Genomic DNA, 22,168 nt, shown 5'->3' with positions numbered 1-22,168 from the left:
TGTACGGGGCCACCCCCCAGGTGCCCCCTCCCGGACAACCCGGTCGAATCCATCCTGACACACGGGCCGGCGGGGCCATGAGGGCGGCCGGGCCGGTGCGACCTGGGGCGGGGCGCCCCGGGGCGGGCCATCAGCCGGCGCCCGTCAGGTACGCGGAGACGACCACGTTGGCCGTGTAGGTGCCCGAGGCGCGGTCGAAGGTGCCGCCGCAGGTGATCAGGCGCAGTTCGGCGCGGCCCGGCTCCCGCTGCCCGTACGCCTTCTTCGGGTCGAACTCGTCACGGTCGAACACCCGCACGTCGTCGATGGTGAACCGGGCGACCGAGCCGTCCGCCCGGGTCACCTCGATCCGCTCGCCGGGGCGGGCGGAGCTCAGGCCGTAGAAGACGGCGGGTCTCGTCTCGGTGTCGACATGGCCGACGAAGAGCGCGGCGCCGTCCGCGCCGGGCTTCGTCCCGTCGCCGAACCAGCCGACGGTGTGCGCCTGCTCGTACGGCGGCGGGTCGATCGCGCCCGCGTCGTCCAGGCCGCGCGGGGTGACCGGGGCGGTGATCCCGAGCGACGGGAGCTCCACGCGCTCGGGCGCGGCGGGCGCCATGGGCGGCCGGGCCGGGGGCAGCGGGACCCCCAGGGGGCGGCCGACAGCGGCGACGTCTCCGGTGGTGGGGGCGGACAGGCCGCCGGGGCCGGCGGTGATGTCCTTGCCCCACAGCCACAGGCCCAGCAGCAACAGGGCCCAGGCCACGCCGGTGAGCAGCCGGCCGTGTCCGGCGGGGTGCGGTGCCGACGACACGGTCAGTCCGCGCGGGTGCGGCGACGGCGGCGGGTGCTGCGGAAGGCGACGGCGACCGCGGCGACGCCCGCCAGCACGAGGCCGGTCACGGTGTGCGAGGTGCTGGGCCCCTGCTCCTCGGCGCCGTCCCGGTGCGCGCCGGCGGCCAGCGCCGCGGTGCCTCCGCCGCCCGCCCGGACCGGGGCGACGGGGGTGGCCGTCGCGTGGTGGGCGACGTGGAGGGTGCCGGCGTCGTCGTGGTCGCGCCCGTCGCAGTGGACGGTGAGCGGGTAGGTGCCGGAGTCCAGGCGGGACTTGACGGTGGTGTCGCCGTACAGCGGCCCGCCCTTGCCCTCGTGGCCGGACAGCTCGGCGTCGGCGACGAACGCCTCGGACCGGACGGTGCCGTGCGTGCCGGGGCAGCCGTGGACCTGGACGTCCACGTCCTCGCCCGGCGCGGCGGTGGACGGGACGACCAGGACGGTGACCTTCTGCCGGTGCTTCGCGCCGTCCTGGCGCTCCTCGCCGTCACCGGCGTACGCGGTCCCCGCGGCCAGGACGACGGCGGTGGCCGCCCCTGCGGCACGCAGGGCGAACAGAGCTGAACGCATCGTGAACCTCCTGCCTGAAGATTCACCCCGTTCGGCGCATCCCGCATCCGCAGGGCGGCGGCCTTCACCCGGTCGGGCGGCGCTGACCTGGGCCGACGCGACCGGAGGACGGTCAGACGCGATCGACCAGATCGGCGATCGAGTCGACGACGGTGGACGGGCGGAAGGGGTAGCGGTCCACGTCGGCGGGGGTGGTGAGCCCGGTCAGGACGAGGAACGTCTCCATACCCGCTTCCAGGCCGGCCAGCACGTCGGTGTCCATCCGGTCGCCGATCATGGCGCTGGTCTCGGAGTGGGCGCCGATGGCGTTCAGCCCGGTGCGCATCATCAGCGGGTTCGGCTTGCCCGCGAAGTAGGGGTCCTTGCCGGTGGCCTTGGTGATCAGTGCGGCGACCGAGCCGGTGGCGGGCAGCGGGCCCTCGGTGGAGGGGCCGGTCTCGTCGGGGTTGGTGCAGATGAACCTGGCCCCGCCGTTGATCAGCCGGATCGCCTTGGTGAGGGACTCGAAGCTGTAGGTGCGGGTCTCGCCGAGGACGACGTAGTCCGGGTCGTGGTCGGTGAGGATGTAGCCGATGTCGTGCAGGGCGGTGGTGAGCCCCGCCTCGCCGATGACGTACGCGGTGCCGCCGGGCCGCTGGTCGTCCAGGAACTGGGCGGTCGCCAGGGCGGACGTCCAGATGTTCTCCACCGGCACGTCCAGACCCATGCGGGCCAGCCGGGCGTGGAGGTCGCGGGCGGTGTAGATGGAGTTGTTGGTGAGGACCAGGAAGGGCCTCTCCGCTTCCCGCAGCTTCTTGATGAAGGCGTCGGCGCCGGGGATGGGGACGCCCTCGTGGATGAGGACGCCGTCCATGTCGGTGAGCCAGGATTCGATCGGCTTGCGCTCTGCCATGGGGCGGGACTCCTGCCGTACTGATACGTGCGTGGGTGCTGGGGCGCCGCGACGGCACTGTGGCGACGCCCCCAGCGTAGTCAGCCGGTGGTGATCCTGACGTCGTCGATCGTCCAGTACCAGTTGTTGGACCCGGTGTAGCGGAAGCGGAAGCTCACGCTGGAGGCGCCGGCGGGGACGGCGAGGGTCAGCGACTGGGGCTGGGAGACCACGTCGGCGGTGTAGCTCTTGACGAGGGTGGGGGTGCCGCCGTTGAAGGAGGCGAGGACCTCGGCCTTCTGGCCGCCCTCCTGGCGGTAGAGGGTGGTGAAGCCGAGCGTCACCCGGGCCTTGCCGGCGACGGCGTACGCCGGGGTGACCAGGGTGGAGTCGTAGGTGCCGGAGAAGGACCGGTCCGCCCACTCGTCGGAGTCGGCGACCGCGAAGACGCCACGTGCCCGGACGTTGAGCTCGCGGTGCTGGCCCGCCTGGGTGCGGGACCAGAACTCGTCGGTGGCGAAGGCCCAGCCGCGCCACTCGGTGGTGCCGCCGGTGCCCATGGCGTGGTTGACGACGGACCAGCCGCTGGGCGGGGTGTGGGTGAAGCCGAGGACCCCGGCCGGGATGCCGGTCTCGTCGACGCGCGGGGTGAGGGCGGACTGGAGGGTGTCGAACGGGTCGGTGGAGCGCTGCTGGAGGGGCTTGCCGTCCAGGCCCCATGACGGGTCGGGGGTGATGCCGAGCTGGTGGAAGACGGTGGCGGCGACGTCGACGAGCCGGGTGTCGAGGGGGCGGGCGCCGGCCGCGATGCCGGGGCCGGTGGCGAGGACGAAGGTGCGCCGCTCCTCGATGGAGGTGCCGCCGTGGCCGCCCGCGTCGAGGTGGCCGTGGTCGGTGGCGACGATGACGGTCCAGCGTTCGGTGGCGTACGAGGGGCGGGCCCTGATCGCGGCGAGCATCCGGCCGAGCTGGGCGTCCTGGACGGCGATGGCATCGAGGTACTTCTGGCCGGTGCCGTTCGCGTGGGCGACGACGTCGGTGTTGCCGAGGTACACGAACAGGACGTCCGGGTTCTGGTGGCGCAGGACCGTCTCGGTCTCGGCGGTGATGGTGGCGTCGTGAGCGACGTAGCCGTCGCGGTCGCCGTCGAGGACGAGTTTGGCGTCGGCGCCGGGGGTGACGGTGCCCTGGGTGTCCAGCGGCTTCCAGTCGACGGCGGCGTACGTGGACAGGGCGGGCCGCACCTGGGCGAGGCGGGCGAGGAAGCCGGGGTAGGTGCCGTAGTTCCGGCCGGCGAAGGTGTTGTCCCGGACTCCGTGCTTGTCGGGCCAGACGCCGGTGGAGATGGTCGACCAGCCGGGGCCGGAGGAGGTGGCGGCCATGGGGTTCGCGTACAGCAGGGACAGGCCGTAGGTGCCGTCCCGCATCATGCCCTTCAGGTGCGGGGCGTCGGCGGCGGCGATCCGGTCGTGGCGCAGGCCGTCCATCCCGACGACGAGCACCTTGTCCTTGCTGGTGCCGTCGGGGAGCGTGGGCGCGGCGGCGCGGGCGGCGGGCGCGGTGGTGAGCGCGGTGGCCGCCGCCGTCGCGGCACCGGCGGCGAGGACGGTGCGGCGGGATATGCCGTCGATCGGCATGGGGTTCCTCCGTCTGGGACGTCTCGGGGTCGGCTGCACGTCAACGCCCCCGGTCTTCCGGGGGCGTTGGTCCGTACCCGTTATCGTTCCGCTACCTGTGGCGGGGCACCAGGTACGTGCGGTGAACTCTCAGCTGCCCGTGGCGGACTTCCACGCGTCGATGTACGACGTCAGGTTCTTGTCGATGTCCGCCCAGTCCGGCTCGAAGACGTCGACGCCTTCCATCAGCTTGGCGAGCGCGACGGCGTTGGCGTCGGTGGGCTTGATGTCCTCGCGGGCGGGGAAGCCGCCGCCGACGGCGCTGACCTGGCGCTGGGCCTGCTCGCCGAGCATGAAGTCGAGGAGCTTCCTGCCGTTGCCGGCGTGCGGGGCGTCCTTGACGAGCCCGGCGGCGTAGGGGAGGGCGAAGGTGGTGGGCTTCCCGCCCCGCTTCGCCGGGAACCAGATGCCGAGGTTGGGCATCGACTTGGCCTGCGCGAAGTTCATCTGGACGTCGCCGTTGGCGACGAGGATCTCGCCCTTGTCGACCTTGGGGGCGAGCTTGGAGGTGGAGGAGGACGGGCCGACGTTGTTGGCCTGGAGCTTCTTCAGGTACGCCATGGCGGGCTCCTGGCCGCCGAAGTCGTGCATGGCCTTGATGACGACGGCGGTGCCGTCACCGGCGACGCCGGGCGTGGAGTACTGGAGCTTGTTCTCGAACTCCGGGTCGAGCAGCTCCTCCCACGTGGTGGGGGCCTTGGGCAGTTCCTTGGTGTTGTGGATGAACCCGAAGTAGTTGTTGACCACGGAGGTCCAGCTGCCGTCGGCGGCCTTGTCGGCGCCGTTCACCCGGTCCGAGCCCTTCGGCGCGTAGGGCTGGAGGAGCCCCTTGGAGCCGGCCTGCTGGATGAACGGCGGGAGGGTGACGAGGACGTCGGCCTGGGTGTTGCGCTTCTCGCGGGCGGCGCGCTGCACCATCTCGCCGGAGCCGCCCTCGACGTACTTCACCTCGATGCCGGTCTGCTTCTCGAAGTCCTCGAAGACCCGGTCGTACCAGCCGTCGCCCTTCTCGCCCTTGAGGCCGTCGGCGCTGTAGACGGTGAGGACCTTCTCGTCGGACGCGGCGGAGGTGCCGGTGCAGGCGGTGAGGCCGGTGGTGAGGAGGAGGGCGCCGGTGAGGGCGGCGAGCGGTTTGGTGTACGTGAGCATGACGTCGGTCTCTCCTGGCGCTAGCGGTAGGTGGCTCGGGTGCGGAGGCGGGAGGCGGCGAGCAGGACGAGCAGCGTCGTCGCCATCAGGACGACGGCGATCGCCGAACCGGTGAACAGGGACCCGCGGTCGGTGGCGGTGAAGACCAGCACCGGGAGCGGCATCCAGTCCGGCGGGTAGAGCATCATCGTGGCGCTCAGCTCCCCCATGGACAGGGCGAAGCAGAGCCCGGCGGCCGCGTTCAGCGACGGCAGCAGGAGCGGCAGCTTGACCCGCAGGAGTACGCGGGCGGGCCCGGCGCCGAGTCCGGCGGCGGCCTGCTCGTACACCGGGTCCAGGCGCTGGACGGCCGCCGAGACGGACTGGTACGCGAACGCGGTGACGAGGACGGTGTGGGCGAGGATCACGATCCAGCGGGTGCCGTTGAGGAGGAACGGCGGCTGGGAGAACGCCACCAGGACCGCGAGCCCGACGACCACGGACGGCACGGCGACCGGCAGCACGAACAGGGCGTCCAGGACCCTGCGTCCACGCCTGCCCAGCGACGCGGCGGCGAGCGCGGCCCACGCCCCGGTGACCAGCGCGAGCACGCTCGCCGTGACGGCGGTGACCAGGCTGGTGGTGAGCGCCTGGAGCGACTCGCCGCGCACGGCCGCGGCGTAGTGCCCGGTGGTCGGACCGGAGGGGAGGGCGCCGGACCAGTTCGTCGAGAACGACGCGGCGGCGATCACGATCAGGGGCAGGGCGAAGAGGGGGACGAACAGGACGGCGAAGACGGCCCAGGCGGCCCACCTGCCCCTAGCGCTGTGCACCAACACGACGGCTCACCACCCGGTACAGGGCGTACAGCCCCACGGAGATCGCGATGTTGACGACCGCGACGACGCACGCGGCCGGATAGTCGGACTCGAGGATCGCCTTGCCGTAGACGAGCGTCGGCAGGGTCGTCACGCCCTTGGCGCCGGTGAACAGCACGATGCCGAACTCGTTGAGGCACATGACGAGGACGAGGCTCCCGCCCGCCGCGAGGGCGGGCAGCGCCTCGGGGAGGATCACCCGCCGCACGATCCGCGCGGGGCGGGCGCCCAGCGAGGACGCCGCCTCCAGCTGGGCGGTGTCGATCTGCGAGAACGCGGCGAGCAGCGGGCGCATCACGAAGGGCGTGAAGTACGTGATCTCCGCCAGCAGTACGCCCCACGGCGTCGTCAGGAACCGGAACGGCCCCTCGGCGGCCCCGGTGACGTCCGTCCACACGCCGTTGGCCACGCCGACCGTTCCGTAGAGGAAGAGGAGGGCGAGCGTGATGAGGAAGGAGGGGAAGGAGAGGAACACATCGATGAACCTGGCCACCGCCCGGCCGCCGGGGAACGGCACGAACGCGACGACGAGGGCGAGCGTGAAGCCCAGCACCAGGCAGCCGGCGGTCGCCCCGGCGGCCAGCCACACGGTGGTGGTCAGCGCCTCCCGGAACGCCTGCGACGCGAACACGTCCGCGTACGCCCCCGGCGCCAGCGACTCCCGCACGACGAGCCCGAGCGGGTACAGGAACGCGAGGGCCAGGACCCCGACGGGCGGCAGCGCCCACACCCAGCGGGGCAGGCCGCGCCGGGCGCCGGACGTGGCGGGCGCCCCGGCCACCCGGGGCAGAGCCGTGTCAGACATGGGCGGCCGCCCGTGCTCCGGCCCCGGCGGGCAGCAGCACCGCGTCGTCGGGGGCGAAGTGCAGGACCACCTCGGCGCCCAGCGGCGGCGGGTCGCGCAGTTCGCGGAGGTCGGCCATCAGGCGGTGGCCGTCGGCGTCCACGTACAGCCGGTGCGTGGCGCCCCGCCACTGGACCTCGGCGAGCGTGCCGCGCAGCGCGTTGGGTCCTTCGCCCAGCCCGACGAGGTGCGGGCGGACGCACAGGGTGGCGGTCGCGTCCGGGGCGCCGTTGGCCACCGGCACGTCCAGCGCACGGCCGGCGAAGGTCACCCGGCCGCCGGCGACCGTCACCGGCAGGAGGTTGGCGTTGCCGACGAACGACGCCGTGAACTCCGTACGGGGGCGGCGGTACAGCTCGCGCGGGGTGCCGCAGTCCCGCAGCCGCGCCCGGTCCATGACGGCGATCCGGTCGGCGAGCGTGAGCGCCTCGACCTGGTCGTGGGTGACGTACAGGATGGTCACGCCGGGCAGTTCGCGGTGCAGCCGGGCCAGTTCGGCGAGCATCCCGGAGCGCAGCTGCGCGTCGAGCGCCGACAGCGGCTCGTCGAGGAGGAGGACGTCCGGCCGGATGGCGAGGGCCCGCGCGATGGCGACGCGCTGCTGCTGGCCGCCGGAGAGTTCGCGCGGGTGGCGCCGGGCGTAGGCGGCCATGCCGGTGAGCTCCAGCGCCTCGGTGACCCGGCCGGGTATCTCGCCCTTCGGCACCTTGTGGGCCCGCAGCCCGAACGCCACGTTGTCCTCGACCCGCATGTGCGGGAACAGGGCGTAGCTCTGGACGACCATCCCGATGCCGCGCCGGTGCGGCGGCAGCGCGGTGACGTCCCGGCCGCCGAGGAACACCCGTCCGGACAGCGGGCGCACGAACCCGGCGACGGCGCGCAGGGCCGTGGTCTTGCCGGAGCCGGACGGCCCGAGCAGCGCCATGACCTCGCCGGGCTCGACCGTCAGGTCGAGGGAGTCGAGGACGACGTTCCCGCCGTACGCGACGGTGACCCCGTCGAAGCGGATGCCGCCGGTCACGCTTCCACCCGGGCGAGCAGGTCCGGCAGTTCGGCGACCGAGCCGAGGACGTGCGTGGCACCCGCCGCGTGGAGGGCGTCGGCGCCGTGCGCCCCGGTCAGCACCCCGGCGACGACCCGCGCCCCGGCGCGTACGCCGCTGAGCACGTCGTACGCGGTGTCGCCGGCGACCGCGACGCCCTGGACGCCGTCGGCGGCGCCCGTGCGCAGGAGGGCGGTGAGGACCATGTCGGGGAAGGGGCGGCCGCGGCCGCGGGCGGTGTCGGCCGGGCACAGGGTCAGGTCGGCGAGGTCGCGCCAGCCGAGTGCGTCGAGGAGGGCGTCCTGGGTGACGCGGGCGAACCCGGTGGTCAGGACGACCGTGCGGCCCTGGCCGCGCAGGTGGGCGACGGCGTCGGCGGCGCCGGGCACGGGGGCGACCCGGCCGGCGGCGACGAGCGTCGCGTACGCCTCCTCGAAGGCGGTGTTGGCGCGCCGGGCGCGTGACTCGTCGCCGAAGAGGTGGCGGAAGACGGAGATCTTGGACTCGCCCATGGTGGCGCGGACGTGGTCGAGCATCCGCTCGTCCGGTTCGGTGCCCAGGGCGCGGGCGGCGGCGACGAAGGCCTCCTCGACGAGGCCGCCGTCGGCGACGGTCGTGCCGGCCATGTCGAGGACGACGAGGTTCAGGTGGGTCGTCATGGTCACCAGTCCAGTTCGTTCGCGGTCGTCTCCGCGATGGCGGGCGAGCACGTCATGCCGCGACCGCCGGGGCCCGTCACCAGCCACACGCGGTCGCGCACCCGCTGGCGGTGGACGACGCGGGTGGTGTCGGTGCACTGCGCGTACACCCCGGCCCAGCGGCGCCGGACGGGCGGCAGGGGGCGGCCGAGGAGGGACTCGACGACCCGGGTGAGGTGCTCGTAGGGGTCTTCGAGGGTGTCGAAGGCGAAGGGGTGCTCGTACTCGTGGGTGTCGCCGATGGTGAGGCCGCCGTCGAGGCGCTGCACCATCAGCAGTTGCATCCGGTGCGCGGCGGCGACCGGCTCCTGCGGCTGGCCGGTGTCCAGGGCGGCGGAGTCGTAGGCCGGGTAGTAGCGGAAGCTGTCGGCGTCGGCGACGGAGGTGGTCAGCGGCTCGCCGAGCGGGCCGGTCTGCATCATCTGGAGGCGGACACGGCGTACCGGGACCTCTCCGGCGACCTCGCGGACGAGCCCGCCCAGCCAGGCGCCGGTGCACAGCACCACGGCGTCGCCGGTGTGGACGTCCCCGTGGTCGTCCCGGACGGCGTCGTCGCCCACGACGTCGCGGACCTCGCGCCCGGGCAGGAAGGTGTACCGGCCGGACGCCCGGAGGGCTTCGCGCAGGGCGAGCTGGGCGGTGCGGGGCTCGACGGCCGCGTCGCGCTCGCACCACAGGGCGGCCCGGAAGTCGCCGCGCAGCGCCGGGTTCATGGCGCGGGCGTCGTCCGCGGTGACCAGCCGGAAGCCGCGGGCGGCGGCGTCGGGGCGGGCGGCCGCGGCCTCGGCGACGGCCAGTTCCAGGTCGGTGCGGACGGGGGTGAGCGAGCCGATGGGCCGGAAGCCCAGCCCGGGGACGCGCGCGCCGACGCCCTCCCACAGCTCGCGGGCGCGCAGGGCCGTCTCCAGTTCCTCGCCCCCGGCCCGGCCACTGACCCAGATCTGGCCGAAGTTGCGGAGGGAGGCCCCGCGGGCCTCGCTCTCGCGCTCGATCTGTACGACCTCGTGGCCGCGTTCCACTGCCTGCCAGGCGTGCATGGTGCCCACCACGCCGGCTCCTACGACGATGATTCTCACGCCGGAAACGGTCGTGGCGGTGGGTGGCGCGGCCGGGTCGGGCCGGCGACGGGGAGGTGAACGACCCCTCAAGCTTGGACCAGACCCGTTACCGTTCCGTGATCTACCGTGGGGCGCCGAGACGGGTCGTGAAGCTGAACCGGTCACCCCGGTAGAGGGTGCGCACCCGTTCCAGCGGCCGGCCCTCCGTGTCCCGGGAGACACGGTGGAGCAGCAGCATGGGCAGGGCGGGCGGGGTGCCGATGAGCAGGGCCTCGCGCGGGGTGGCGAGCACGGTCTCGATGCGCTCGTCGGCGTCGCCGAAGCGGATGCCGAGCCGCTCGCGGAGGTAGGCGTAGAACGACGAGTCGGGCGCGAAGTCGGTGTCCAGGCGCGGGACGCGGGCCTCCGTGACGTACGTGCTCTCCAGGCCGACCCGGTCGTCGTCGGCGAGCAGCACGCGCTCCATGTGCCACACGGGTTCGCCGGCGTCGGCACCGAGGTCGGCGGCGAGCGCGGCGGGGCAGGGGAACCGGTCGAGGCCGACGAGGGTGCGGCCGGGGCGGCGGCCCTGGCGGCGTACGCCCTCGGTGTAGCTGGCGAGCGACAGCGGCTGCTCCAGCTTGGGCCCGGCGACGACCGTGCCGCGCCCCCGGCGGCGCAGCCGTCCCTCGAGCAGCAGCTCGCGCAGGGCCTGGCGGACCGTCTCGCGGGAGACCGCGTAGCGCACGGCCAGGTCGCGCTCGGCGGGCAGCGCCTGGCCCTCGCCCAGCTCCTCGACGAGCGCGGCGACGTGCGCCTTGACGGCGTAGTACTTGGGGATGCGGCCGTGCTCCGGAATCCCGGAGCGCACGGGCGCGCCGGGTGCCTGGCCGTTCGGGTAGTCCACGTGTTCCACGGAGCGGATGGTGGCAGACGTACGTGAACGCCAGGGGTGCCGGCCGGTCGGCCCCGCCGGTCAGCCCCGCCGGCGCCTCAGGCGGCCCGCCAGGGACAGGACGCCGGTGCCGAGGAGGAAGGCGACGGCCGCGGCCCCGGCCACGATCAGGACGTTGCGGCCGGTCCTGGGCAGTTCCTCGGCGAACTCGCTGGGGGGCTCCCCGTCCGCGAGGGCGAAGCGGTAGTCGGCGGACTCCCCCACCCAATCGCCGTCACCGCCCCGCCGCTGGACGACGGCGGCGTTGGCGGTGATCGTGTCCGGCCGGGCGTCCGACGTGAATGCCAGGCGCACCGGCACGGTGACGGTCCGGCCGGGCGGCACGGTGAACCCGCGGAAGGCGCCGGCGCCGCTGCCGTCGTCGAGGACGCCCACGAGCTCGTTCTCGTCGGTTTCCTCGACGGTCACGGGGTACTGGCGGGCGCCGGCGCCGGCGCCCCCGGCCTCGTAGAACTCCAGCTGGACCTGGCCCGGCCGGAGGGCACGGGTGCGGTCGGTGAAGACGATCACGGGGTGGATGTTGGCGCAGGGCTCGCCGGTGGTGTTGGTCAGCTCCACCTCCCAGGTGTGGAAGCCGCCACCGGGACGGTAGGCGGAGGGGCCGCCGGTGATGCGGGTCCGGATGGGGAACTCGGCGGCGGCCGTCTTGCCGCAGCTGGGCTGCCGCCCGGGCGCGGCCGCCTCGAACCCGGCGGCCCCGTCGGCGGTGGCCGGCGGAGCGCCCGCCACGAGGAGTACGGGTACGGCGAGGGCGACGGCTACGGAGGCGGCCACGGAAGCGGGGGCGCCGGCGGCGGTGAGGGTGCGCAGTCGCATGGGGAACCTCTGGCGGCGGGAGGACAGTCGTGCCCCGAGAACGTCCCACGCTCCCCCGCCGACACACCGGCCTGCCGCCGAAGTCCCGCCGTACGGCCCGCCGGAAGCGCCCGAACGGCCGAACGACCGCCGTACGCCACTGTCAGGGCTGCCGGGCGGGTACGGCCCGCCGGCCCGCGGTCGGCGACGCGCCGGGGTGGGGCCGCGCAGGGTCGCCCCCGCAGGGGCCGGCCGCGCCACCGGGGCTCCCGTCCCCGTAACCCGAGGTACCGCCCCGGGCCCACCGAGCCGCGGGCGGGGGCGCGCCACCCCGGCCCACCGGCCCACCGAGCCGCGGGCGGCGGGCGTACCGCCCAGGACTGGCCCCCGGCGGGGCGTCAGCGGCCGAAGACCGGGGCCAGGATCAGCTGGGCGGCGCCTTCGGCGACCATGTGGGGGGAGCCGTCGGCGAGGGTGACCGGGACCGGGGGGCGGCCCATGCGCTGGGCGCGTTCCTCGAGGACGGCGCGCACGCCGTGGACGAACGGCTCGGCCGCGCCGGTGACGACCCGGCCGCCGAGCAGGACGCGGTCGATGTCGAGCAGCTGGACGAGGTTGGCGGCGCCGGCGCCCAGCACCCTCGCGGCCGAGGCGTGGTCGCCCCGCGCGACGGCGGCCAGGCACAGCGCCTCCAGGCAGCCGCGCCCGCCGCATCCGCAGACGGGGCCGTCCAGCTGGACGGTCTGGTGCCCGAACTCGCCCGCGCCGGTGCGGGCGCCCCGGTGGACGGCGCCGCCGAGGACGAGGCCCGCGCCCAGGCCCGTACCGAGATGGAGGTAGGCGAACGAGTCGGCGCCGGAGCCGCCTCCCCCGCCGCTCCGGCCGGAACCGCTGCGGCCGAACCCGCCGCGGCCGAACGCGGTCCCGCTCAGGGCGAGGTTCAGCGCCGCCGCGTTCGTGTCCTTGTCGAGCACCACGGGCAGCCCGAGCCGCCGTGCGAGCGCGTCGCGCAGCGGGAAGCCGTCCCACTCGGGGAAGCCGGTCACCCGGTGGGTCACGCCCTTGGCGTGGTCGAGCGGGCCGGGCATGGCGACGCCGACGCCGAGGAGCGGCCGCGAGGTGAGCGCGGCGACCTCGCCGGCGGCGACCTCCATGACCACTTCGGCGCCCGACCCCAGGTCCAGCGGCACGACGGCCGAGGTGACGACGACGCCCGACAGGTCGACGAGGACCGCGGTGAGCTCGTCGCGGTCCAGGTGCAGGCCGACGGCGTGGGCGGCGCCGGGGACGAGCCGCAGCACCGTGCGGGGCTTGCCGCCCGTGGAGGCGCGCCGCCCGGCGTCGGCGGCGAGGCCCTCCTCGCGCAGCCGGGCGGTGATCTTGCTGACGGCCTGCGGGGTGAGCCCGGTGTGCTCGGCGAGCTCCAGCCGGCTGGCCCCGTCCTCGCCCGCCGTGCGCAGCAGGTCGAGCACCAGGGCGGCGTTGTGGCTGCGGAGGGCGGGCAGGTTCACACCCGTGTCGCTGTTCACCCTCCCATTGTCGCGCCCGCTTGCACTTTGGCAACAGCGTTGCTTAAGTGGCGGGCATGACTGGACCGCTCCGCGTCGGACTCGTCGGCTACGGCCTGGCGGGGTCCGTCTTCCACGCCCCGCTGATCGCCGCGACCGACGGGCTGGTCCTCGACACCGTCGTCACGTCCGACCCCGGGCGCCGGCGGCAGGCCCGCGAGGCGTTCGGGGACGTCCGCTGCGCCGCGACGGCCGACGAGCTGTGGGCGCGGCCGGACGAGCTGGACCTCGTCGTGATCGCCTCCCCCAACAAGACGCACGTGCCGCTGGCCACCGCCGCCCTGGAGGCCGGGCTGCCGGTGGTCGTGGACAAGCCGGTCGCCGGGACGGCGGCGGAGGCGCGCGGGCTCGCGGCCCTCGCCGAGGAGCGCGGCCTGCTGCTGTCCGTCTTCCAGAACCGCCGCTGGGACAACGACTTCCTGACCCTCCGCTCCCTGATCGCGCGCGGCGAGCTGGGCGACGTCCAGCGCTTCGAGTCCCGCTTCGAGCGGTGGCGGCCCCAGCCGAAGGGCGGCTGGCGCGAGTCGGGGGCGCCGGAGGAGATCGGTGGCCTGCTGTACGACCTGGGCAGCCACGTCGTCGACCAGGCGCTGGTGCTGTTCGGCCCGGCGAGGCGGGTGTACGCCGAGGCGGACGTGCGCCGCGAGGGCGCCGAGGCGGACGACGACACGTTCCTCGCGATCACCCACGCCAACGGCGTCCGCTCGCACCTGTACGTCAGCGCCACCGCCGCCCAGCTGGGCCCGCGCTTCCGGGTGCTGGGCTCACGCGCCGGGTACGTGAAGTACGGCCTCGACCCGCAGGAGGCCGCGCTGCGCGAGGGCGCCCGGCCGGGCCCCGGGTGGGGCACCGAACCGGAGTCGACCTGGGGCCGGGTCGGCGCGGGCGAGTCGCCCCTCACCGGCGGCGGCACCCCGGTCGCGTCCCTCCCCGGCGACTACCCCGCCTATTACGCCGCCGTCGCCCGCGCCCTGCGCGACGGCACGCCCCCGCCGGTCACCGCCCACGAGGCGGCCGACGCGCTGGACGTCCTGGAGGCGGCGCGCCGGTCGGCCCGCGACGGTGCGGCGGTGACCCTGTGACCGGCGCACCGCACGTCACGGAGCCGGACGTGGGCGAACTGGAGGACCAGCAGGCCCGCCTCGTACTCCCCCGTTTCACGTACGACGACGCCTGGACGCTGGGCACGCTCCTGGTGGAGCTCGCCCGCGAGCGGCGCGCGCCGGTCGCCATCGACATCCGGCGCGGCGCCCAGCAGGTGTTCCACGCCGCCCTGCCCGGTTCGAGCGCGGACAACGACGACTGGATCGACCGCAAGCGCCGGGTCGTCGAGCGGTACGCGGAGAGCTCGCTGCTCGTCGGCACCCGCTTCCGCGCCCGGGGCAAGTCCTTCGACACGGACTCCCGTCTGGACCCCGCCGTCTACGCGGCGCACGGCGGCTCCTTCCCGGTGTCGGTGGCCGGCGCGGGCGTGGTCGGCTCGGTGACCGTGTCGGGCCTGCCCCAACTGGCGGACCACGCCCTGGTGGTGGAGGCCCTGGAGCGCTTCCTCGGCGGACGGGACGGCTGAGCGGGCGGCGGGACCAGCCTCATCAGGCCGTACAGGTTCACCTGGCGGTCATCCTCACCGGGAGGCTCTCCAGCCCGTTGACCACGATGGAGCGCAGCGGCACCGCGGGGCCGGTCCGCTCGATGCGGCCGACGGAGTCGAGCAGTTCGCCGAACAGGATCCGCATCTCGGTGCGGGTCATCATCGCGCCCAGGCAGAAGTGCTCCCCGGCGCCCAGCGCCATGTGACGGTTGGGGCGGCGGGTGATGTCGAAGACGTCGGGCCCGGTGAAGTGGCGCTCGTCCCGGTTGGCCGACGGGGTCCACAGCACGACCCGGTCGCCCGCCTCCAGCAGGCGGCCGTGCAGCGTCACGGGCTCGGTCACCGTACGCATGATGTGGGTGGCGCTGGAGGTCCAGCGCAGCACCTCCTCCACCGCCGTGGGCATCAGCCCGCGGTCGGCGCGCAGCCGCTCCCAGTCGGCCGGGTGGTCCAGGAAGGTCGCCATGCCGCCGGACACCGCGAGCCGGACGTTCTCGGTGCCGCCGACCAGCAGGTTGTCGCAGTTGAGGAGGATGTCCTCCTCGCTGAGCAGTTCGCCGTCCACCTCGCCGTTGACGAGCGCGCTGACCAGGTCGTCCTCGGGCCGGTCCATCCGCCGGTACATCAGCTCGACGAAGTACGCCATGATCTCCTGGTGCGCGATGCTGCGGACCTCCGGGTCGCCCGCGCCGAACGCCTTGCTGGTGAGCGTGAAGAGCATCTCCTGCTCGTGCTCGGGCACGCCCATCAGCCGGCAGATGACGTACAGCGGGAGGCGCGCCGCGACGTCGGTGACGAAGTCGCACTCGCCCAGCGCGGTCGCCCGCGCCACGACCTGGCGGACCGCGCCGCGCATCGCGTCCTCCAGCGCGCGCACCGAGCGGGTGGTGAACCAGTCGGCGACCAGGGACCGCAGCGCCTTGTGCCGCGGCGGGTCGGTGAGCGCGAGCGTGCGGCCGCCGCCGGGGTCCTCGCCGTGGGCGAGGGGGCGCAGCAGGATGCCCTCGGCGGAGCTGAAGACCCGGGCGTCGTTGTAGACGGTGCGGATGTCGTCGTAGCGGGTGACCGACCAGAACGCCGGGTAGGCGGTCGCCTCGTGACGGCGCACCGGGTCGTTGTCGCGCATCCAGCGCCAGGTGGGGTACGGGTCGCCGGTGGCGTACAGCTCGGGGTCGAGGAGGTCGGCGAGGTCGGTGGTCTCCGGGGCCAGCACGCTCATGAGGGGTCTCCTTCGGGCAGCGGCAGGGTGTGGACGAGGTCGGCGAGCCGCTTGGCGAGCTCCTCGGCGGTGGCGCCGGGGACGGCGTCGGGCCGGTGGTTGACGGCGAGGCGCAGCCGGCCGCCGGGCAGCGGCCAGAACTCGGTCTGGACCTCCAGCGGGATGTCCAGGTAGGGCGGGCGCAGGTGCGTGGTGGTCAGGCCGGTCAGCGGGAGTGCGGGCACGGCGTTGTCCTGGAGGACCAGGAGCGTCTGGAAGAGCGGGGGCCGCCCGGTGCGGGGCGGGTTGAGCGTGCGTACCAGGTCGTGGAAGGCCACGTCCTGGGCGCGGAAGGCGCGTTCGGTGATCCGGCCGGCCGCGGCGACGGCGGCCGGGCCCCCGTCGAGGACGTCCCCGCGCAGCCGGAGGCACGCCATCTCGATGTGGCAGCCGACGGCCTCGTCGAGCCGGCCGTCGGAGCGCTGCGCGACCGGTGTGCCGACGGCGAAGTCCCGCCGGCCGGTCACCTCCGCCAGGACCTGTCCGTAGCAGGCCAGCAGGACGGCGTACCGGGTGACGCCCGCGCGGGCGGCGGCCGCGTCGACCCGGGCGGCGGCGTCCGCGTCGAGGAGCCGCTCCACGCGGCGCGGAGGCGCCCCGTCGTCCGCGCGGTCGGGCCCGGCGGGCCACACCAGCTCGGGCACGCCGGCGAGTTCGGCCTCCAGCGCCTCCCGCTGGCGTGCCAGGTCCACCCGGGCGAGCCGGTCCTGGCGCAGCCGGGCGGTCTCGGCGACGGAGGGCGCGGCGGGCGCGGTGGCGGCGGGGCGGCCGGGCAGCGCCGCGTCGTACGCCTCGGCGAGGTGCGCGGCCAGGACGGACTCCGACCAGCCGTCGAAGGCGATGTGGTGCACGACGCAGCCGAGGACCCAGGAGCCGCCGGGCTCCAGCGGCACCAGCGCCGTACGCCACACCTCGCCCTCGGCGAGCTCCAGCGGGGTGCCGAGGGCTTCGCACAGCGCCGCGGTGGCGGCGTCCGCGTCCGGAGCGGCGTCCATGATCTCCAGGGCGGGCGCGGGGACGTCCACCGGCCGGGCGTGGGGCCGGGGAGCGGCGCGGTACGCCGTCCGCAGGACCTCGTGGCGCTCGTGCACGGCCTCGACGGCGGTGTCGAGGGCGTCCAGGTCGAGGTCCCCGTCGACGCGGAACAGGAGCAGGCAGTGGGCGGAGCGGTCCTCGGGCTTCAGGAGGTGGTTGGTCAGGTAGCCGGTCTGCATGGGGCTGAGCGGTACGTCGTCGCCGTCCGCGGCGGCCGGGTGCGGGCTGTCGCCCGTGAGCGCCAGCCACCGGCCGAGGTCCCGGGCGGTGGGGTGTTCGTAGAGCCGGGACAGCGGGACGGGGCGCCCCAGTTGCGCCGCGAGCCGGGCGCACACCCGGCCCGCGGCCAGTGAGGTGCCGCCGAGATCGGTGAACGCGGTGCCGGGCGGTACGGAGGCCACGCCCAGCACCGCCGCGAACACGGCCGCAGCCAGCTCGGCGAGCGGCTCCTCGGCGTCACCGGCCAGGTCCGGGAGGACGCCCGGGCCCTCCGGGTCCGCGGCCGGGGCGGCGGCGGGGGCGGCGGCGGGTGCCAGCGCCAGCAGGGCCCGTTCGTCGAGCTTGCCGTTGGCCGTGACGGGGAAGGCCGGTACGGCGACCAGGGCGCCGGGCCGCTGGTAGTGCACGAGCCCCGCCCGCAGGACGTCCTCCGCCCCCGGTGGGAGGCCCTCCGGCCCGGCGGGGACGCAGAAGGCCAGCAGGCCGTCCGCGGTGCCGCTCGCGTCCCGGGTGGCGACCACGCGGCAGGCGCGCACGGCGGGCAGCAGCGCCTCGATCTGCCGTTCCACCTCGGCCGGTTCGATCCGGTGGCCGCGGATCTTGACCTGCCGGTCGGCGCGGCCGAGGTAGTGCAGGACGCCGTCCTCGTCGAGCCGGCCGAGGTCACCGGTGCGGTAGACCCGTACCGGCCGGCCGTCCACCGTGATGCGGGGGAACGCGGCCTCGGTGAGGGCGGGTTCGCCGAGGTAGCGCAGGGCGAGCCCGTCGCCGGCCACGCAGATCTCGCCGTCGACGAGGTGGACGGCCGTCCCGGGGACCGGGCGGCCCACCGGGATGCCGCCGGGCAGGTCGCAGTCCGCCCCGGTGACGCGGTGCGTGGTGGCGAAGACGGTGCTCTCGACGGGCCCGTAACCGTTGAGGAGGGCGATGCCGGGGTGGTGGCGCAGGAAGGCGCGGACGTGCGGGACGGAAAGCCGCTCGCCGCCGGTCATCACCTGGCGCAGGCCCCGGAAGGCGTCCGGGTCCTCGTCCACGATCATGTTGAACAGGCTGCTGGTCAGCCAGACCGTGTCGGCGCCGCGGCCGGTGACCGCCTCGCGGAGCGCCTGCGCCGACAGGTAGGGCTCGTCGACGACGAGGCAGGTCCCGCCGCCGAGCAGCGCGCCCCACAGCTCCAGCGAGAAGGCGTCCCAGGGCAGTGCGGCGGCCAGCGGGATCACCGTGGCGGGGGTGAAGTCCGCGAAGGTGCCGGGGCGTACGAGGCGGGCGGTGGCGCGGTGGGGCGTGAGGACGCCCTTGGGGCGGCCGGTGGTCCCGGAGGTGAAGAACACGCAGGCGGGCGCGTCGGCGGGGACGTCGGCGGGCCGGAACCCGGCGGGCGGTCCGGCGTCCCGCCCGCACGCCGCGGGCGACCAGGCCGGCAGCCCGGTGTGCCGGGTGTCCGGGTCGTCGGTGACGATCAGCCGGGCGTCGAGCTGCCGGGTCACCTCCTGGATGCGCGGCTCGGGCCAGGCCGGGTCGAGCAGGGCGTACGCGGCGCCGCACTTCAGCACGGCCAGCACCGCGGTGACCAGCGCGGCGCCGCGCGGCAGCAGGACCGGGACCAGGTCGCCGCGGCCCACCCCCCGGGCGGTCAGGGCGGCGGCCCAGGCGTCGGCGGTCCGGTCGAGCTCGGCGTAGCTCACCTTCCGCGTGCCGTGCACCACGGCGGTGGCGTCCGGGCGGGCCGCGGCCCAGCGGCTGACGGCGCTGTGCAGGGTCTCCTCGGGTGCGGTGTTCATGCCCGCTCCCCGAGGGCGCCGCGCAGCGCGTGGCCGAACCGGTCGATCTCGTCGAGGGTGTTGTAGTAGTGCGCCGAGACGCGCACAGCGGTGTCGACGCCCCGTTCCGCCATGTAGAGCGGGGTGTGGTGGCCGACGATCTTCCAGGCGTTGACGTGCTGTTCGGCGAGGCGGGCCACGATCGTCTCGGCGGGGACGGCGGGGTGCCGGAAGGAGAGGATGCCGGACTGCCGGGCGCCGGGTGCGACGAGGTCGAGTCCGGGGACCTCCTCCAGGGTGGCGCGCAGGGCCTGGAAGACGTCCTTGTGGTCGAAGGGCGTGCCCTCCTCGAACAGGGTGAGGGCGGTGTTGAAGCCGGCCACGGCGGCGGTGGAGCGCTCGGCGAGCTCCAGGGACCGGGCGCTGTCGTCGTGGACGCGGTAGCCGGTGGCCGAGTCGATCCGCGCCACGTGCAGGTCGTGGAAGTCGGTGGCCAGCGCGGCCCGCAGCTCGGGGGCGACGTAGGCGAAGGCGGTGGAGCGCGGGCCGCGCAGGAACTTCCGGCCGGCGCCGGTGAGCAGCTGGCAGCCGATGCGGGTCACGTCGACCGGGATCTGGCCGATGGACTGGCAGGCGTCGACGGCGTAGAAGCAGCGGTACGGGGCGAGGATGCGCCCGATCTCCTCGACCGGGTTGACGATGCCGCAGCCGGAGGGGATGTGTGTCACCGACACGAGGGCGACGTCGTCGGCGATGTTGGCGGCCATCCAGTCGAGGTCGAGGTCGCCGCCCGGCAGGGTGGGGACGACCTCGATCCGGCAGCCGGTGCGGTCGCGCAGGTTGAACAGCGAGATGAGGTTGCCCGCGTACTCGTAGGGCGTGACCCAGACCCGGTCGCCCGGGCCGAGTCCGAGCCGGGGCACCACGGCGCACCAGGCGCGGGTGGCGCTGTCGAAGAGGGCCACGTCCCCGACCGGGGCGCCGAGCACGCGGGCGAGCCGGCGGTAGACCTCGTCGTTGACGATCCCGTCGAGGTGGCCCTCGGTCTCGTAGCAGCCGGTGGCCGCCTCACGGTCGAGGACGTCGGCCATGGTGCGCCGCACGCCGTCGGGGACGAGTCCCGCCCCGGCCGTGTTCAGGTGTACCAGCCGGCCGGTCATCGTGTTTCCCATCCTTCTCCACCCGCTGTCGTCGTGTGCCTGTGCTCGTGGCTGTGCGTGGTCGTGCTGGGGGTCGGCGTGTGCGGCTAGTAGCCCGCGCCGACGGTGTGGCCGTCGCCCTGGTGCCGCTCGGCGATGTCGGCGAGCGCGGTGAGCACCATCGGGGGGTGCTCGGCCAGCCGGTGCAGCAGGTGCAGCCACCAGTTCTCGCCGTACGTGGCGTAGATCCGGCACTGGTAGCCGGCCTCGCGGTAGGTGCGCAGCAGCGCGGGGCGTACGCCGTGGAGCATCTCGATCTCCTCGACGCGGTCGAGCAGCCCGCTCGTCCTGGCGGTGCCGAGGACGGTGGCGTCCTGGGTGGCCAGGCTGAGCCGGGCGCCGCGGTCCAGCAGCTGCGCGGCGAGGGTCAGGTAGCGCTCGTCGAGGGCCGGGCCGCGGCCGAGGGCGATGTCGGCGGGCGCGGTGAAGGCGCCCTTGACCAGGCGGATCTTGCGGCCGTCGACGGGGATCGTGTCGATGTCGGCCGGGGTGCGGTGCAGGTACGCCTGGAGGGTGATGCCGAGGTTGGGGTGCTCGTCCGCGAGGTCGCGGTAGGTGCCGAGGACGTCGTCCACGGCGGGCGCCCGCTCCATGCTGAGGACGACGTCGCAGCCGCGGCCCGCCGCCGCCCCGGTGATCCGCGCGGTGTTCCTGGTGGCGAGGTCGCGGGAGGAGGAGAGGCCCAGGTTGGACAGGTCGAAGCCGAGCTGCTCGGGCACCGGCTCGTGGGCGAGGACCGTGAGGTACTCGTCGACGACCCGTTCGATCTCGGCGGGGTCGGAGTTCTCCTCGCCGACGAACTCCACGGCGATCCGGTACGCCTTGCCGCGCAGGACGTCCAGGTGGTCGAGGAACTCGTCACGCCCCGCCGCCAGCACGTAGCGGCGGGCGGCCGGCGAGAGCACGTCCTGGAGGACCGAGCCGGGGGTGGTGAACGCGGTGCGGCAGCGTTCGTCGGCGGCGAGGATGCGCAGCCCCTGGCCGGCGGCCTCGTGCAGGGCGCGCTGGGACAACATCGGCTTCATGAGGACAGCACCTTCGCCTTCTCGTCGTCGTGGGAGGGCCGCTCCGTGCCGGACAGGACGAAGTCGGCGGGGTCGGCCGGCCGGCCGGCCCGTGCGGCGAGGACCATCAGCTGGGCGAAGCTGGGGCCCGCCGCGGCCGGGTCGCCGCCCAGCCGGCGCCAGGTCCGGTACTTGGCGGCGTAGCTGATCACGGTCTCCTTGTCGCGGCGGCCGCGCGGCCGGGTGAAGGCGCCCGCCCACAGGCCGTCCCAGGCCGCGTAGGCGGCGTCGCCGAGGAGCACCTGGTGCGCCCGGCCCAGGTTCCAGAACGGGATGCCGGCGTTCATGTGGTGCACCAGGTGGTAGCGGTCGTTGTGACGGCTGATCAGGAAGCGCTCCAGGAAGACGCCGTGCCGGTTGCGGGTCAGCAGGACCTGCTTGTTCTCGCTCTCGGGCATGGGGTAGTGCTCGGAGAGCTCGGCCAGCCAGCCGATGGCGACGTTGGTGGTGAACAGCGGCACGAACCAGAAGAGCAGCAGCTCCGGCAGGACGCCGAACCAGGCGCAGGCGCCGAAGATGGCGGTCCACTGGGCGAGGAACACGGCCTGCTCGGTGCGGAGCGGGACGGGCACCGACACGGTGATCTGCGAGCTGTCGCAGAAGACCCGTTCGCGGGCGATGTAGCCGAGGTAGGTGAGGGTGCGCAGGCCGAGCGCGGAGGCGATGACCTCCTTCAGGAAGAAGTGCCGGTCGGAGCGCTCGGTGTCGTACAGGCCGCACTCGATGTGGAAGCTGAAGTCGGGGTCGTTCTGCGCGTCGCCCAGGTTGCGGTGGTGGTTGCCGACGTGGGAGCTGCGGTAGGGGCCGTACAGGTGCCACACCAGGTAGCCGGAGAGGACCGAACCGCCCACCAGGTTCAGGGCGGTGTTCCTCGCGAGGACCTTGTGGCTGGACTCGTGCAGGAAGTGGGCGAGGAAGCGCTGTACGGAGCCGATGACGACGAGCGCCACCGGGTAGAACCAGTAGGAGACGCCCACGCACAGTGCCACGGACGCGGCGATGAGCGCGTACTCGAAGAGGATCGCCAGCGGGGCGTGGTGGTTGTCCAGGGTCCGGAGGTCTCTGAGTTCTCTGCGGATGCCCGGAGCGAGCCGGTCGAAGTTCAGTTGCTCGAATGTGGACATGAGGGTGCCTCGTGTTCGGTCAAGGAGCGTGGGCCGGCGCGGG

20 protein-coding genes are annotated in these 22,168 nt (G+C 74.5%); 2 read left to right on the top strand and 18 right to left on the bottom strand.

What is annotated here, in order from left to right:
* Positions 1-130 precede the first annotated feature (130 nt).
* The 13 genes from EIZ62_RS21050 to EIZ62_RS20990 all read right to left on the bottom strand — a co-directional run bounded on the left by EIZ62_RS21050 (position 131) and on the right by EIZ62_RS20990 (position 12,836).
* On the bottom strand, positions 131-799 hold the full coding sequence (locus EIZ62_RS21050) for a class F sortase (protein WP_156694193.1): 669 nt from the start codon (positions 797-799) through the stop codon (positions 131-133).
* Positions 796-1,383, bottom strand: a complete 588-nt coding sequence (locus EIZ62_RS21045; RefSeq protein ID WP_156694192.1) for a hypothetical protein — start codon at positions 1,381-1,383, stop codon at positions 796-798. The genes EIZ62_RS21050 and EIZ62_RS21045 overlap by 4 nt, the downstream gene beginning before the upstream one ends.
* Before the next feature lie 112 nt (positions 1,384-1,495).
* The gene (locus EIZ62_RS21040) at positions 1,496-2,275 is read right to left on the bottom strand and encodes an HAD-IIA family hydrolase (RefSeq protein WP_156694191.1); all 780 of its coding nucleotides are present in this window, start codon (positions 2,273-2,275) and stop codon (positions 1,496-1,498) included.
* Between the two features lie 80 nt (positions 2,276-2,355).
* Positions 2,356-3,891, bottom strand: a complete 1,536-nt coding sequence (locus tag EIZ62_RS21035; RefSeq protein ID WP_156694190.1) for an alkaline phosphatase family protein — start codon at positions 3,889-3,891, stop codon at positions 2,356-2,358.
* 129 nt (positions 3,892-4,020) lie between these two features.
* Positions 4,021-5,079, bottom strand: a complete 1,059-nt coding sequence (locus EIZ62_RS21030; RefSeq protein WP_156694189.1) for a 2-aminoethylphosphonate ABC transporter substrate-binding protein — start codon at positions 5,077-5,079, stop codon at positions 4,021-4,023.
* A 20-nt stretch (positions 5,080-5,099) separates the two neighbouring features.
* Complete coding sequence (locus tag EIZ62_RS21025; RefSeq protein ID WP_156694188.1) at positions 5,100-5,897, bottom strand: ABC transporter permease; 798 nt, start codon at positions 5,895-5,897, stop codon at positions 5,100-5,102.
* Complete coding sequence (locus EIZ62_RS21020) at positions 5,878-6,741, bottom strand: 2-aminoethylphosphonate ABC transporter permease subunit (protein WP_156694187.1); 864 nt, start codon at positions 6,739-6,741, stop codon at positions 5,878-5,880. Before EIZ62_RS21020 ends, EIZ62_RS21025 begins: the two co-directional genes overlap by 20 nt.
* On the bottom strand, positions 6,734-7,801 hold the full coding sequence (locus EIZ62_RS21015) for an ABC transporter ATP-binding protein (protein WP_156694186.1): 1,068 nt from the start codon (positions 7,799-7,801) through the stop codon (positions 6,734-6,736). Before EIZ62_RS21015 ends, EIZ62_RS21020 begins: the two co-directional genes overlap by 8 nt.
* Entirely contained in the window at positions 7,798-8,481 is a 684-nt protein-coding gene (locus EIZ62_RS21010; RefSeq protein ID WP_208827993.1) for a phosphonatase-like hydrolase, read from the bottom strand. Before EIZ62_RS21010 ends, EIZ62_RS21015 begins: the two co-directional genes overlap by 4 nt.
* A 2-nt stretch (positions 8,482-8,483) precedes the next feature.
* Positions 8,484-9,596 carry a TIGR03364 family FAD-dependent oxidoreductase gene (locus EIZ62_RS21005; protein ID WP_156694184.1) on the bottom strand — a complete coding sequence of 371 codons (1,113 nt, stop codon included), beginning with the start codon at positions 9,594-9,596 and terminating at the stop codon, positions 8,484-8,486.
* Between the two features lie 103 nt (positions 9,597-9,699).
* Complete coding sequence (locus tag EIZ62_RS21000) at positions 9,700-10,464, bottom strand: GntR family transcriptional regulator (RefSeq protein WP_156696524.1); 765 nt, start codon at positions 10,462-10,464, stop codon at positions 9,700-9,702.
* Positions 10,465-10,533: 69 nt separating this feature from the next.
* Complete coding sequence (locus EIZ62_RS20995; protein ID WP_156694183.1) at positions 10,534-11,328, bottom strand: hypothetical protein; 795 nt, start codon at positions 11,326-11,328, stop codon at positions 10,534-10,536.
* A gap of 377 nt (positions 11,329-11,705) precedes the next feature.
* Entirely contained in the window at positions 11,706-12,836 is a 1,131-nt protein-coding gene (locus tag EIZ62_RS20990) for an ROK family transcriptional regulator (RefSeq protein ID WP_244375863.1), read from the bottom strand.
* Positions 12,837-12,892: 56 nt separating this feature from the next.
* Between EIZ62_RS20990 and EIZ62_RS20985 the strand changes: the two genes are divergently transcribed.
* Positions 12,893-13,957, top strand: coding sequence for a Gfo/Idh/MocA family oxidoreductase (locus tag EIZ62_RS20985; RefSeq protein ID WP_156694182.1), 1,065 nt, complete (start codon positions 12,893-12,895; stop codon positions 13,955-13,957).
* Positions 13,954-14,445 (top strand): heme-degrading domain-containing protein, encoded by a 492-nt coding sequence (locus tag EIZ62_RS20980; RefSeq protein ID WP_156694181.1) that lies wholly within the window; start codon positions 13,954-13,956, stop codon positions 14,443-14,445. The genes EIZ62_RS20985 and EIZ62_RS20980 overlap by 4 nt, the downstream gene beginning before the upstream one ends.
* A 37-nt stretch (positions 14,446-14,482) precedes the next feature.
* On the opposite strand, the gene EIZ62_RS20975 is transcribed toward EIZ62_RS20980, so the two are convergent.
* The 5 genes from EIZ62_RS20975 to EIZ62_RS20955 all read right to left on the bottom strand — a co-directional run bounded on the left by EIZ62_RS20975 (position 14,483) and on the right by EIZ62_RS20955 (position 22,125).
* Entirely contained in the window at positions 14,483-15,685 is a 1,203-nt protein-coding gene (locus tag EIZ62_RS20975; RefSeq protein WP_156694180.1) for a cytochrome P450, read from the bottom strand.
* A complete protein-coding gene (locus tag EIZ62_RS20970; RefSeq protein ID WP_156694179.1) occupies positions 15,682-18,759 on the bottom strand; it encodes an AMP-binding protein in 3,078 nt (1,025 codons plus the stop codon). Before EIZ62_RS20970 ends, EIZ62_RS20975 begins: the two co-directional genes overlap by 4 nt.
* Complete coding sequence (locus EIZ62_RS20965) at positions 18,756-19,898, bottom strand: aminotransferase class V-fold PLP-dependent enzyme (protein WP_167536403.1); 1,143 nt, start codon at positions 19,896-19,898, stop codon at positions 18,756-18,758. The genes EIZ62_RS20970 and EIZ62_RS20965 overlap by 4 nt, the downstream gene beginning before the upstream one ends.
* 86 nt (positions 19,899-19,984) lie before the next feature.
* The gene (locus EIZ62_RS20960) at positions 19,985-20,962 is read right to left on the bottom strand and encodes a proline dehydrogenase family protein (protein WP_156694177.1); all 978 of its coding nucleotides are present in this window, start codon (positions 20,960-20,962) and stop codon (positions 19,985-19,987) included.
* Positions 20,959-22,125, bottom strand: coding sequence for a fatty acid desaturase family protein (locus tag EIZ62_RS20955; protein WP_156694176.1), 1,167 nt, complete (start codon positions 22,123-22,125; stop codon positions 20,959-20,961). The genes EIZ62_RS20960 and EIZ62_RS20955 overlap by 4 nt, the downstream gene beginning before the upstream one ends.
* Positions 22,126-22,168: the final 43 nt, after the last annotated feature.

It is taken from the genome of Streptomyces ficellus (assembly GCF_009739905.1).
GTDB classification, from domain to species: domain Bacteria; phylum Actinomycetota; class Actinomycetes; order Streptomycetales; family Streptomycetaceae; genus Streptomyces; species Streptomyces ficellus_A.
This window is presented reverse-complemented; position numbering and strand designations above follow the sequence as displayed.

Excerpts from the sequence above, each read along its gene's own strand:
- EIZ62_RS21040 (WP_156694191.1), bottom strand. The coding sequence starts at position 2,275 with ATGGCAGAGCGCAAGCCGATCGAATCCTGGCTCACCGACATGGACGGC.
- EIZ62_RS20970 (WP_156694179.1), bottom strand. The coding sequence starts at position 18,759 with ATGAACACCGCACCCGAGGAGACCCTGCACAGCGCCGTCAGCCGCTGG.
- EIZ62_RS21020 (WP_156694187.1), bottom strand. The coding sequence starts at position 6,741 with ATGTCTGACACGGCTCTGCCCCGGGTGGCCGGGGCGCCCGCCACGTCC.
- EIZ62_RS20975 (WP_156694180.1), bottom strand. The coding sequence starts at position 15,685 with ATGAGCGTGCTGGCCCCGGAGACCACCGACCTCGCCGACCTCCTCGAC.
- EIZ62_RS21045 (WP_156694192.1), bottom strand. The coding sequence starts at position 1,383 with ATGCGTTCAGCTCTGTTCGCCCTGCGTGCCGCAGGGGCGGCCACCGCC.
- EIZ62_RS21010 (WP_208827993.1), bottom strand. The coding sequence starts at position 8,481 with ATGACGACCCACCTGAACCTCGTCGTCCTCGACATGGCCGGCACGACC.
- EIZ62_RS20965 (WP_167536403.1), bottom strand. The coding sequence starts at position 19,898 with ATGACCGGCCGGCTGGTACACCTGAACACGGCCGGGGCGGGACTCGTC.
- EIZ62_RS21035 (WP_156694190.1), bottom strand. The coding sequence starts at position 3,891 with ATGCCGATCGACGGCATATCCCGCCGCACCGTCCTCGCCGCCGGTGCC.
- EIZ62_RS20955 (WP_156694176.1), bottom strand. The coding sequence starts at position 22,125 with ATGTCCACATTCGAGCAACTGAACTTCGACCGGCTCGCTCCGGGCATC.
- EIZ62_RS21030 (WP_156694189.1), bottom strand. The coding sequence starts at position 5,079 with ATGCTCACGTACACCAAACCGCTCGCCGCCCTCACCGGCGCCCTCCTC.
- EIZ62_RS20960 (WP_156694177.1), bottom strand. The coding sequence starts at position 20,962 with ATGAAGCCGATGTTGTCCCAGCGCGCCCTGCACGAGGCCGCCGGCCAG.
- EIZ62_RS20995 (WP_156694183.1), bottom strand. The coding sequence starts at position 11,328 with ATGCGACTGCGCACCCTCACCGCCGCCGGCGCCCCCGCTTCCGTGGCC.
- EIZ62_RS20985 (WP_156694182.1), top strand. The coding sequence starts at position 12,893 with ATGACTGGACCGCTCCGCGTCGGACTCGTCGGCTACGGCCTGGCGGGG.